Here is a 12,542-nt window from a genome sequence, read left to right as displayed (position 1 = left end):
GACAGCCATTCATGAAATGTCCACGGCTGCGCAGCAAGTTTCCGTCAGCGCCCAAGGTGCTTCACACGCTGCGCGAGAAGCCAGCGATGTAGGTGGGCAGGCAAGGGATGTCGTCAACAGGAGCATCGAAAGCATTCATTCGTTGATTGAAGAGATCGGGCAAAGTAGCTCGTCCCTCGACAGCCTGAACAAGGATGTGCAGTTGATTGTTGGTGTAGTCGACGTCATCCGCTCGATCGCAGAACAAACCAATCTATTGGCATTGAACGCTGCCATTGAAGCCGCACGGGCCGGCGATGCGGGACGTGGATTTGCAGTGGTCGCGGACGAAGTTCGAGCCCTCGCCAGCCGCACGCAAAAGAGCACTCGGGAAATCCATGGGATGATCAGCCTGCTTCAAAAGGGCACTCAAGACGCTATGATCACGATGGGCCGCTCCAGCGAATCAGGGAAAATAACTGGAGAGCTGGCAAATAAAGCAGGGTTGTCGCTGGATGCCATCAGCCAACTCATTCATACAATTAACGACATGAACGCGCAGATCGCCAGCGCCTCCGAAGAACAGACTGCCGTTGCCGAGGAAGTAAACCGTAGCATGACTCATATCTCCCAGGCCGCTGACGTGGTCGCCGGGGACGCAAAAAATGGCGCGAAAACCTCTAGAAGTCTTACTGATCTGGGCAATCGACTGGGCCTTTTGGTTGGGCAGTTTCGGATTTAGGTGTGAGCCTTTGTAGATATCTGCGGATCGGAGGCGACTCTCTAAGCAGGCCTAACAGGCAAAAAAGACTCCATAACGTTTCGTTACGGAGTCTTTTATTTCGCTAAATACTGTCAATGGAAGACGACCAAGACAGGTACAACAATTATTCAGACGAAAACTTTACGCCCACAATTCTTTTATCCAGGAACGCAACGTCCAGATAATTTACCTTCCCGGTAGAGGCTTTATAGGTACGATGAATAATAGCGTTTTCCTTTGACTCACTAACTTGTACCAGCCGAGTATCATTTGTAACTTTGTTGAAAGACGCTTCTATCTCTGATACGTGTTTATCGTTAAAAGCCTTGCGTATTTCCGGGCTTAACAATGGATCGCCTTTACCATTCATCAAGGCAATAATTGCCGTTTTTGTCTTTTGAGTCGCAGCCGCAGACCCTTCCATTTCTTTTTCAGGCGGCAACAGACTTGGATCAATAATCCCGGCAATGCGTTTAACGATGTAATTGCTACGAGCTGACTCTAGATTCGCCAGAAAACCTATGGAAAGACCATTGTCGAACCTTGCATAGTGCGCATGAAACCCTTGGAACGATCCCCCATGATCAATCAGCCGACGTCCATTCACGATATTGTTGCGCCATCCAAATCCATAACCAGTGATGGGTTGACTGCCGTCGGCCATCAACGGTACTTCCCACTCGGTATCAATCGATTTTTTGGACAATGGTTTGCCTTTTGAAAGACAAGCGTCCCACGCAGCCAAGTCATTGATCGTCAGCAACAGGCTCCCGTCGGCGGTCTGAGCCAGGCTCTGCGAGACCGGCCCCGGGTTTTCCAGCTGTCCATCACTGGAAACGTAGCCTGACGCCCGGTTGGGGACGATAGTTTTCAGCATATTGACTTGCGCCGTTTGCATATCGCACTGGCTGAACAGCCTTTCCCGAAGCAAATCTCCGTAGAATCTTCCGCTCGCACGCTTGATCAGCATTCCCAGCGCGACGTAGCCTGAGTTACTGTAGCGGTACTGAGTTCCCGGTGTGAAATCCAATTTCTTGGACGCAAGAAGAGCGATAAGTTGTTCGTCGGTGTAGTCTTGCTTTATATCAATACTGTTGAACTGTTCATAGTCGGGTATGCCAGAACGTTGCTGCATGACCTGGCGAATGGTAACGCCGTCCCACATGCCTTTTGCTTCAGGAAAATAGGGGGCAATCGGATCATCAAGTTGAAGCTTACCGTCTTGTACCAAAAGCATGATGACGGAAGAGGTAAACATTTTACCGACTGAGCCGGACTGGAAGACAGTCGCCGTCGTTGCAGGCGTTTTGGTCTCCAGATTACTGAACCCGTAAGCTGAGGTATAAAGTGGTTTCCCGTCTTTAAGAATTGTAATTGCGGCCCCGGGAATACCTTGCTCCTTCATAAGAGTCCCCATAACACCATCCACTTCACGGGCGTTCGAGAACGGCGCAGCATTGCATACAGTTACCCATACTAAACTTATAAATAACAAACTCTTTGAGAGTACAGAGGCTCGATTTTTAGAATTCTTATCCATTGTAAATCTCCAGAGAATTTCTAGCGGCTAATCATTTCTGTGGTCGGTTTGACGCCAGTTGATTGGTGTGAGTTTTCAGATTCTCCTTTAAACAAAAAAACCAGAGGGGCCTGCCTATGCTTGTTCAGATCAAGAATTTAGACTATTGATTCCATACTGGATTTTAAAGTCCAAACAGTCAACCCTTCAAGAGACGTATTTTTCGAACCAAGAAACGGAAAAATGAGCGAGATTGCCGGAGGGCATGCTGCCAATCTCGGTTCATCACAGAGCGGTGCTCTCTACACTTCATAGCAACTGCCTAACCTCAACCTCCTCCCTGTTCGACGATGCACAGATCGCAAGCTGCACTGACGATCACAAGTCGCGCATCATGCTGCTGGTCGATCCGCGATCGCTCGCTCAGCCGCCTACCGGTTGAAGAATCCGCACGTCTGCAAGAAAAAACTTCGGCGCAGTGATTCGAATCCCCCCAGGGCTGCCACTGCCCGACGAAGTACCCGAAAGGCACCTAGCGCGATCTCGTGTCGTAGTCGGAGGGTGGGTCTGATGTCCTCTGGAGCTGCAAGATTCGATGTCGCCGGCATTCAAAGCGCAGATCGATTTAATTCGCTTACATCTGGCGCCACTCGCACTCTGGTTCAACATGAGCGCAAATTGCCACCGAGGCCGGCCCCGACTCCTGCCATTCGAGCTCATCAAGAATGAGCCGCCCGGTGAAATCAGGAAACTGCCCCACCTTAAGCTCGCTGGGTGGGGCGTTTTCTGACTTTGCTGGCCGGTGTTCCAAGGCCTTGCGCACTGGTGTCTCAGGTTGCCTTCATTGCAGGGGTCAAAGGCACATTTTACTGAACAGGTTTCATGGCTGTGATGCGCCAAACCTTGTTGCCCACATCATCGGCAACCAACAATGCCCCACGTTGGTCAAGAGCCACGCCCACTGGACGCCCTTGTGCTTCGCCGTCGGCAGTTAGGAAACCAGTCAGAAAGTCCACCGGCAGCCCTGAAGGTTTGCCGTCGCTGAAAGGAATGAACACCACCTTATAGCCGGCTTGGGGATTGCGGTTCCACGAGCCATGCTCGCCGACGAACACGCCATTAGCGAAGCTGGCGGGCATGCCTCGGGCATCGGAGAACGTCAGGCCCAGCGGCGCGACGTGGGTGCCCAACGCGTAGTCCGGCGCGATAGCCTCGGCCACTTTGTCCGGGCGCGGCGGGTCCACGCGAACATCGACGTGGGCTCCGTAGTAACTCCACGGCCAGCCGTAGAACGCGCCGTCCTTCACCGAGGTCAGGTAATCCGGCACCAGGTCGCTGCCGATTTCGTCCCGCTCATTAACCACGGTCCACAATTGGGTCGAACCGGGCTTCCAGGCCAGGCCATTGGGGTTGCGCAGGCCACTGGCGAACAGGCGCTTGTTGCCGCTTTTGACGTCTACTTCCCAAATCGCCGCGCGCCCTTCTTCCGCCTCCAGGCCGTTCTCGCCGACGTTGCTGTTGGAGCCCACGGTGACGTAGAGCTTGCTGCCCTCGGGGTTGGCGATGACGTTTTTGGTCCAGTGGTGATTGATGCCGGCGGGCAGGTCGGTGACTTTCACCGGTGTGGCGCTGACCTCGGTCTGCCCCGTGTTGTACGGCACTTTGACCAGGGCATCGGCGTTGGCAATAAACAGCTCATTGCCCACCAACGCCATGCCAAACGGTGATGTCAGGTTGCTCATGAACACCGTGCGCACTTCGGCGCGGCCATCGCCGTCGGCATCACGCAGCAGTGTGATGCGATTGGCACTCGGCGCATCCGCCCCGACCCGGCCCATCACGAAGCCCATGACCGTGCGTTTGGCCCAGGCAATCGGTCCGCTGCCGCCGTCGGTGGCGCCTTCCGGCATCGGCGGGTGGTTGCTCTCAGCGACCAGCAGGTCGCCATTGGGCAGGGTGTAGACCCAGCGCGGATGATCCAGACTCTCCGCCAGTGCGGTCACCTTGAAACCGGCGGGCGCCGTGGGCATGGCATTGCCCGGCCAGCCGATAGCCTTCGACACTTTCAACGTGGGGATCAGCGACGTGGTGGGCTCCGGCAACTGCGGCGCCGGGCCGACGCTGGCCTGGGGCGGTAATTTGGAAGATTCGCCACAGGCACTGAGCAGTGCGGCGGCGGTGATCAGGAGCGCAAGTCGGTTGGACACATTCATTGTTCTAACCTCGCGTTGGCCATCCATGGGCCCGTTATAAGACAGACAAAATCCCGGCGGAGTATCGCGGCGCCGATCCCTGACAAACACCGCGTCTAGCTCAAATCACATTTGCCTTAATTGCACGAATGCGCTGTTTCAAACCCCGTCAGTATTCGAAGAGCCTCACACCGGGTTCAGCAACGCCTCCCGTAACAGCCGCGCGGCTGGCGAGTCCGGCACGTTTTTGCGCGACACCAGTTCATAGGGTTCGCTGCGCGAGGTGATCGGTAGCGGCAGCGTGGTGGTGAAGCCGTAGCCGGAGCAGAACTTGGCCACGTCGGTGGACACCAGTGCAACGAGGGTCGGGTTTTCCTGGAGCAGCGACAACGTGGCGAAGGCCGAGGTGGTTTCCAGCAGGTGCACCGGGAAACGCAAGTCGGCTTCGTGGAATTCGCGCTCCAGCAGCAATCGCATGGGCATGTTGGCGCGATAGACCACCCAGCGGTAATCCATCAGGTCCTTGAGCGAGAGCTGCCGAGCGTAGGCGAACGGATGTTGGGTGCTGGCGATCACCGCCAGGGTTTCTTCGACGAACGTCGAGCTCTCATACAAAAAAGGAGTGGTGCTGATCGTAGTTCGGCAGATCGCCAGGTCCAGACGCCCGGCGTCGAGTTGGCTGAGCAGCGCGGCGCTGGTGTCTTCGACGATTTCGATGGACAGCTTGGGGTGGTCGGCAATCACCCGGCTGATCGCGGTGGTCAGCAGCGGCACGGCGCCCATGATGGTGCCAACCGAAACCCGCCCGCCCTCGCCGCTCATGATGCCGATAATCTCTTCGCGCAGGTGCGCGAGGTCGGTCTGGATCAACCGCGCGTAGCGAATCACCGAGCGCCCGGCGTCGTTCGGTTCAAGCCCGCGGTTAGTCCGGGTGAACAGCGAAGTGCCGAAGGTGGTTTCAATTTCCTGCAGGGCTTTGCTGGCGCCGGGCTGGGTCAGCGCGACCTGTTTGGCCGCGCCCAGCAAGGAGCCGTGCTCATCCAGCGCAATCAGCAAACGAAGCTGCTTGATGTGCAGGCGGGACATGATCGAGTTCAGTGAGGGCGTCATCAGGCTTAACTAAAAGTTATAGAGGTATCGAAAGTTGTCAGTATCGTGGCTCGCCACGACGGCCCTATAGTCCACCCCACAACCAGGCAATGCAATGGGTTTGACCAGAGAGCAATAGCCCTCCTGCCCCGGACCGATTGCAACAACAACAATCCTGTATAACTTGTGGTCAATCATGTCCCTCATCAATTACGTCACCAAAATCCAGTTCGGCTACGACAGCCTGGCGCATCTGGCCGCCGAAGCCGAGCGCGCCGGCATCACCCGGCCACTGATCGTCACTGACATTGGCGTGCGCAACGCCGGCATCGTCGACAAAGTCATCGCCGCCCTCGGTGGCAGCGCCCCAACGATTTTCGACGCCACACCACCCAATCCCAACGAACACGCCGTACGCGAAGCCGTCGCGCAATATCGCCTCGGCGAGTGCAACGGCATCATCGCGGTCGGCGGTGGTTCGTCCATCGATCTGGCCAAAGGCGTGGCGGTCTGCGCCACCCACGACGGCCCGCTGCAAAGCTTCGCGGTGATCGAGGGCGGACTGGATCGCATCACCTCGGCTACCGCACCGCTGATCGCGATTCCGACCACCGCCGGCACCGGCAGCGAAGTCGGTCGCGGCGCCATCCTGATTCTCGACGACGGCCGCAAAGTCGGCGTCATCTCACCGTTTGTGGTGCCACGCGTGGCCATCTGCGACCCGGAACTGACCCTCGGCCTGCCACCGATGCTCACCGCTGCCACCGGCATGGACGCCATCGCCCATTGCATCGAAACCTTCATGGCTCCGGCCTTCAATCCTGCGGCCGACGGCATTGCCCTCGATGGCCTGTGGCGCGCCTGGGAGCACATCGAACGCGCCACCACCGAGCCCGGTGATCGTGAAGCACGGATGAACATGATGAGCGCGTCGATGCAAGGCGCCCTCGCGTTCCAGAAAGGATTGGGTTGTGTACACAGCCTGTCCCACGCCTTGGGCGGGATCAATCCGAGGCTGCACCACGGCACGTTGAACGCGATCTTTTTGCCGGCCGTCGTCGACTTCAACGCCAACGCCCCGACCGTGCGTAACGAGCGCAAACTCGAACGACTGCGCCACGCCATGGGCCTTGCAGCCGGGGCCGATATCGGCGTCGCCATCGAAGACATGACCCGACGCCTGGGCCTGCCGACCCGCCTGAGCGAGATCGGCGTCGATGAAAGCCTGTTCGCCGGGATCATCGAAGGCGCCCTGCACGATCACAGCCACAAGACCAACCCTCGGGAAGCCTCGCCGGCGGACTACCGGTCGATGCTCGAACAATCGCTGTAAGCAAGCGCTATCCAACAACAATAAATCAGGAGGCAACCGCGTCCTCGGCCCAGCTGACGACAGCGGAACAATCATGAAGCCCACCGTCCTTATCGAACGGCAAGCCGCCATTGTCATCGTCACCCTCAGCCACCCTGGGAAAATGAACGCCCTGACCCTGTCCATGTGGCAGGACCTGGGGGACGTCATGCGCGAACTGTCCGCTGACACCAGCGTGCGTTGCGTGGTGTTGCGCGGTGCCGGCGAGCAAGCCTTTGCCGCTGGCGCCGATGTCAGCGAGTTCCCGAGCGTGCGTGCCAATCAGGGCCAAGCTCGCCACTATGCCGAAATCACCTCGGCGGCCATGCGCGCCGTCGTCGAATGCCCGCACCCGGTGATCGCCATGATCCACGGCGTGTGCGTCGGCGGCGGTCTGGAAATCGCTGCGTTGTGCGACCTGCGCATCTGCGGCAGCTCCAGCCGTTTCGGCGCCCCCGTGGGCAAGCTCGGGTTGGTCATGTCCTATGACGAAATGGCCGGGCTGGTGGCGCTGGCCGGGCGCTCGACGACCCTGGAAATCCTCCTGGAGGGCCGCATTCTCGACGCCAACGACGCCTATGTGAAAAACCTCGTAACCCGGGTCGTCCCGGACGCCGAGGTCGAATCCGAAACCCTCGCCACCGCCAAACGCATCACCCAGGGCGCGCCGCTGGTTGCCCGTTGGCATCGCCAGGCGGCGTTGCAGCTTGAGGCCGGTGTGGCACCCACCGCCGAGCAGATCGACGCGAGTTACTCCTGCTACGACACCGACGATTTCCAGACTGGCCTGAACGCATTCATCGCCAAAGCCAAACCACACTTCGAGGGTAAATGACATGGGACCGCTTACAGGTATGCGTGTTGTAGAACTGGCTCACATCATGTCCGGGCCGGTGTGCGGGATGATGCTGGCCGACATGGGCGCCGACGTGGTGAAGGTTGAGAAAGTCCCGGACGGTGACGACTCGCGGCGCTTCTCGCCGATCATGGCCAGCGGCGAATCCGCCTCGTTCATGGTGGTCAACCGCAACAAGCGCGGGATCGGCCTGAACCTGAAGACCGACGGCGGCCGCGACGTGCTACGTCGCCTGCTGCTGGATGCCGATGTGGTCACGGAAAACTACCGGGCCGGCACCATGGAAAAATTCGGCCTGGGTTACGAAGCGCTGAAAGAGATCAATCCGGGGTTGATCTACTGCGCGATTTCCGGCTACGGGCGCAGCGGGCCTTTCGGTGAAAAAGGTGGTTTCGACCTGATCGCCCAAGGCATGAGCGGCATGATGAGTATGACCGGTGAGGCGGGGCGTGAACCGGTCAAGGCCGGCTCGCCGGTGGCGGACATCAACTCCGGCATCCTCGCAACTCTAGGCATCTGCGCCGCCTACGCCGCGAAGCAGAAAACCGGTCTTGGGCAAATGGTCGACACCTCGCTGTTCGAGGCTGGCCTCCAACAGATGTACTGGCCGGCGGCGGCGTTTTTCGCCGACGGCACCATCCTGCCGAAGATGGGTTCGGCCAACTCCACCAGCGCGCCGTACCAGGTGTTCCGCACCGCCGATGGCTGGATCAACATCGGCGCCGCCAACCAGGCCAACTACGAGCGCCTGGTCGAAGCCCTGGCCGTGCCGCAACTCAAAGCCGACCCGCGCTTCGCCAGCAACGCCTTGCGCATGGAGCATCGCCTGGCCCTGGTGGACATCCTCAACGAAGTGCTGGTGGCGCGCACTACCGATGAATGGATGGTGTTGTTCGACAGCCTCGGCCTGCCCGCTGGACCGGTGCTGGACATCGCCGCCGCCCTCGCCCACCCGCAAACCATCGCGCGCGGCATGGTGGTGGAAACCGAACACCCCACCGAAGGCCGGGTGCGCGGCATGGGCCTGCCGATTCACTTCTCCGACATGGACAACGCCGCGCCACCGACCAGCCGCCATGCGCCACTGCTGGGTGAGCACACCCGTGAGGTACTGAGGGAAAGCGGCTACGCGGACGATGAGATCGACGAATTGATCAAAAGCAAAGCCGTGGTGGCACTGGCCTGACGCAATTCCCCTTGTGGGAGCGAGCCTGCTCGCGAAGGGGCCGTCAGCCTCGACATCTGTGTTGACTGACCCACCGCTTTCGCGAGCAGGCTCACTCCCACAAGGAACCGTGCTCGCTTAACGAACTGAACAACTACAAAAACAATAAGGTGAACATCATGAGCCGTATCTTGACCGAGGCCGTTAGCCGCCGATCATTCCTGCAATCTGCCGGCATCACCGTGGGTGGCGCCTTCGCCGCCAACCTGCTGCCCTCCGGCGTCTTCGCCGCGACCAAACCCATCGTGTTGCGCTACACCAGCAGCCTGCCCGACACCCATCCGCTGAACAAACAGATGAAAGCCGCGTCCGAAGCGATCAAGGCTGAAACCAACGGTGCCGTGGACTTGCAGGTGTACGCCAACGGCGCCATGGGCGGCGACACCGACATGCTGTCCCAGGTGCGTGCCGGGGCTATCGATTTCATTCCGTTGCCAGGCGCAATTCTTTCGACCCTGGTGCCGGCCATGTCGATCGAAAGCATGCCCTTCGCGTTCAAGGATTATGAGAGTGTCTGGGCTGCGCTGGACGGCAAGCTCGGCGAGTACGTGCGCGCCAAGACCGAGAAAGTCGGCCTGATCCCGATGGAAAAAGTCTGGAACAACGGCTTCCGCCAGATCACCAGTTCGACCCGGCCGATCAACACCCCGCAAGACCTCGCTGGTTTCAAACTGCGCGTGCTGGTCAGCCCATTGTGGACCTCGATGTTCAGCGCTCTCGGCGCCTCCCCGACCGGCATCAGCATCAACGAAACCTACTCGGCGTTGCAGACCAAAGTCGTCGACGGCCAGGAAAACCCGTTGGTGGTGGTCGAGTCCGCACGCTTCTATGAGGTGCAGAAATACTGCTCCATGACCGACCACATCTGGGGCGGTTTCTGGATCGTCGCCTCGGGCAAGACCTTCCCCAAATTGCCCGCCGATATTCAGGAGATTGTCTCTCGGCAGATCAACGCTGCAGCGCTGGTTCAGCGTCAACAAGTCATCGACCTCAACACCAGCCTGGAGCCGTCCCTGACCGCCCACGGCATCACCTTCAACAAAGTCGACCGCTCACTTTTCCGCGCAGACCTGCAATCGAAAGGCTTCTACACCCAATGGAAAGACAAGTACGGCCCGGAAGCCTGGAGCTTGCTCGAGCAGTACGCGGGTCAATTGTCCTAAGCCGGAGACCAGGTCATGAAAAACCAAATACCAATGACGGACGTTGCTCCCGCTGACGGACTCAGCCCACGCCAAACCACTTTTCGTCTCGGTCGCGCCCTCGATACCGGGTTGCGCTGGCTGACCGAAGGCAGCGCGGCGTTGCTGGTGGTGGTCGAAGTCACCCTGTTGTTCTGCAACGTGTTTTCACGCTACGTGCTCAACCAGCCGATTGTCTGGGGCGACGAACTGGCCTCGCTGCTGTTTCTGTGGCTGGCGATGCTCGGCTCAGTGGTGGCGATGCGGCGCGGCGAGCACATGCGCCTGACCTCGTTTATCGGACGCTTGCCTGCGGGAAAACGCGCCTTCGTCGACACCCTGGGCGCAGTGATCGTCATCACCTTTATCGGGCTGCTGTTCACCCCGGCCTGGGAGTACGTCAGCGACGAGTGGATCATCACCACCGCCGCGCTCGAAATCCCCAACGCCTTTCGCGTGTCCGCCATAGCCGTCGGCCTGAGCCTGATGCTGATGACCTGCGTCGCCCGCCTGCTGGTCAGCGCGCGGCTGATCGACTTCTCGGTGTCGGTGGCGATGCTCGGCTCCCTGGCGGCGCTGTTGTGGGTGGCGGAAGGCCCGCTGTTGCTGATGGGCAACTGGAACCTGATCGTGTTCTTCATGATCGGGGTAATGGCGATGATCATCATCGGCGTGCCGATTATGGTCGCGTTCGGCCTGGCCACCGTGGCGTACCTGTCGACCATGACCGCCACGCCGCTGACCCTGGTAGTCGGGCGCATGGACGAAGGCATGGCGAGCCTGATTCTGCTGGCGATTCCGCTGTTCGTGTTTTTGGGCGCATTGATCGAAGCCATGGGCATGGCCCGGGCGATGATCCGTTTCTTGTGCTCGTTGATCGGCCATGTGCGCGGCGGCTTGTCGTATGTGCTGATCGGCGCCATTTACCTGATCTCGGGCATTTCCGGTTCCAAGGCTGCGGACATGGCAGCCATCGCCCCGGCGCTGTTTCCGGAAATGAAAAAACGCGGCGAGGACGAAAACGAACTGGTGGCGATGCTCAATGCCTCCGGGGCGATGTCGGAAACCATTCCGCCGAGCCTGGTGCTGATCACCATCGGTTCGGTGACCGGTGTGTCGATTTCCGCACTGTTCACCGGCGGCTTCATGCCGGCAGTGGTGGGCGCGATTGCCATGGCGGCGGTGATCTGGTGGAAGAACCGCAAAGGCGAAGCCTCCACCGGCAAACGCGCCACGGGCAAGGAAATCGGTCACTCGCTGCTGGTTGCATTACCCGCGCTGGCCCTGCCCTTCGTGATCCGCACGGCGGTGGTCGAAGGCGTTGCGACGGCTACCGAAGTCGCCGCGATTGGCGTGGCCTACACCTTTATCGTCGGTTTGCTGTGCTATCGCTGCTTTGACTGGCGACGCCTGTATCCGATCCTGGTCAGCACCGCGTCGTTGTCCGGCGCGATCCTGATCATCATCGGCAGCGCGACCGCCATGGCCTGGGCGCTGACCCAGTCAGGCTTCTCCCATCAACTGGCGTTGGTGATGTCGACGGTGCCGGGCGGCGCCATGGGCTTCCTGATCATCTCGGCGGTGGCGTTCATCCTGCTCGGCAGTTTCCTTGAAGGCATTCCCGCCATCGTGCTGTTCGGGCCGCTGCTGTTTCCCATCGCCAAGACCTTAGGCATCAACGACGTGCATTACGCCATGGTCGCGATCTTCGCCATGGGCCTGGGCCTGTTCGCCCCACCGTTTGGTGTGGGTTTCTATGCCGCGTGCGCCATCGCCAAGGTCGACCCCAGCGGCGCCATGCGTCGGGTCTGGCCGTACCTCGGCGCACTCGTGGTGGCCTTGGGCGTGTTGATCGCCGTGCCATGGATCTCCATCGGTTTCCTGCCTAACGCCTGACTCATTCTTTGATATCCCGAGGTTTCTCATGAATTTCTCCACGCTGGAAACAGGCACCGCCACCGAACGCAAACTGCTCATCGACCGGGAACGCACCATTTCGTTTCTGGGCGAGGATTTGCGCATCTACGCCACGCCGCGCCTGGTCGATGACATCGAACAGACCTGTCTCGACTATCTGTTGACGTTCCTGGATGGCGGCGAAAACACCGTCGGTGCGGCGGTGGATATTCGCCACGTCGGCGCCACGCTGCTGGGCATGTCGGTGAGCATTGTCGCCACCGTCACGCGGATCGAGGGGCGTAGCGTTACCTTCAATGTCGAAGTACGCGACGACGTCGAGCTGGTGGCCACCGCCGCGCATACCCGCGTGGTGGTCAACGTCGCCAAGCTGCGCAGCCGGGTCCAGGCCAAGGCTGAAGCGGCTGCCGCCGGTGAAGTCGAAGACGGTGTACTCAGTCCTTCCCAATTCGCCTCGCGCTAAGCCAAGG

Annotated in this window: 9 protein-coding genes and 1 pseudogene; 7 read left to right on the top strand and 3 right to left on the bottom strand. The window is 59.4% G+C overall.

The annotated features are described in order from the left end of the window. Nucleotides 1-205: 205 nt before the first annotated feature. Nucleotides 206-721, top strand: a pseudogene (locus ACZZ0G_RS25870) (methyl-accepting chemotaxis protein); the annotation flags it as partial. A gap of 145 nt (nucleotides 722-866) precedes the next feature. On the opposite strand, the gene ACZZ0G_RS25865 reads toward ACZZ0G_RS25870, so the two are convergent. The 3 genes from ACZZ0G_RS25865 to ACZZ0G_RS25855 form a co-directional block, all read right to left on the bottom strand. After that, a complete protein-coding gene (locus ACZZ0G_RS25865; RefSeq protein ID WP_463558071.1) occupies nucleotides 867-2,282 on the bottom strand; it encodes a serine hydrolase domain-containing protein in 1,416 nt (471 codons plus the stop codon). 845 nt (nucleotides 2,283-3,127) lie between these two features. Then, nucleotides 3,128-4,474, bottom strand: coding sequence for a PQQ-dependent sugar dehydrogenase (locus ACZZ0G_RS25860; RefSeq protein ID WP_463558070.1), 1,347 nt, complete (start codon nucleotides 4,472-4,474; stop codon nucleotides 3,128-3,130). 165 nt (nucleotides 4,475-4,639) lie between these two features. Continuing rightward, nucleotides 4,640-5,563: a LysR family transcriptional regulator gene (locus ACZZ0G_RS25855; RefSeq protein WP_463558069.1), complete on the bottom strand. Its 924-nt coding sequence runs from the start codon at nucleotides 5,561-5,563 to the stop codon at nucleotides 4,640-4,642. A gap of 175 nt (nucleotides 5,564-5,738) precedes the next feature. On the opposite strand from ACZZ0G_RS25855, the gene ACZZ0G_RS25850 reads away from it, so the two are divergent. The 6 genes from ACZZ0G_RS25850 to ACZZ0G_RS25825 all read left to right on the top strand — a co-directional run bounded on the left by ACZZ0G_RS25850 (nucleotide 5,739) and on the right by ACZZ0G_RS25825 (nucleotide 12,535). After that, nucleotides 5,739-6,875, top strand: a complete 1,137-nt coding sequence (locus ACZZ0G_RS25850) for an iron-containing alcohol dehydrogenase (protein ID WP_463558068.1) — start codon at nucleotides 5,739-5,741, stop codon at nucleotides 6,873-6,875. Nucleotides 6,876-6,948: 73 nt separating this feature from the next. After that, nucleotides 6,949-7,728: an enoyl-CoA hydratase-related protein gene (locus tag ACZZ0G_RS25845; RefSeq protein ID WP_463558067.1), complete on the top strand. Its 780-nt coding sequence runs from the start codon at nucleotides 6,949-6,951 to the stop codon at nucleotides 7,726-7,728. A gap of 1 nt (nucleotide 7,729) precedes the next feature. Further along, on the top strand, nucleotides 7,730-8,935 hold the full coding sequence (locus ACZZ0G_RS25840; protein ID WP_463558066.1) for a CaiB/BaiF CoA transferase family protein: 1,206 nt from the start codon (nucleotides 7,730-7,732) through the stop codon (nucleotides 8,933-8,935). A 158-nt stretch (nucleotides 8,936-9,093) separates the two neighbouring features. Then, entirely contained in the window at nucleotides 9,094-10,137 is a 1,044-nt protein-coding gene (locus ACZZ0G_RS25835; RefSeq protein ID WP_463558065.1) for a TRAP transporter substrate-binding protein, read from the top strand. A 15-nt stretch (nucleotides 10,138-10,152) separates the two neighbouring features. Beyond that, nucleotides 10,153-12,051 carry a TRAP transporter large permease gene (locus ACZZ0G_RS25830; RefSeq protein ID WP_463558064.1) on the top strand — a complete coding sequence of 633 codons (1,899 nt, stop codon included), beginning with the start codon at nucleotides 10,153-10,155 and terminating at the stop codon, nucleotides 12,049-12,051. A gap of 28 nt (nucleotides 12,052-12,079) precedes the next feature. Beyond that, nucleotides 12,080-12,535 (top strand): thioesterase family protein, encoded by a 456-nt coding sequence (locus tag ACZZ0G_RS25825; RefSeq protein ID WP_463558063.1) that lies wholly within the window; start codon nucleotides 12,080-12,082, stop codon nucleotides 12,533-12,535. Nucleotides 12,536-12,542: the final 7 nt, after the last annotated feature.

This window comes from Pseudomonas sp. AC169 (assembly GCF_979258515.1).
Note: the sequence above shows the minus strand (reverse complement) of the source record. Positions and strands in the feature narration are given on the sequence as shown.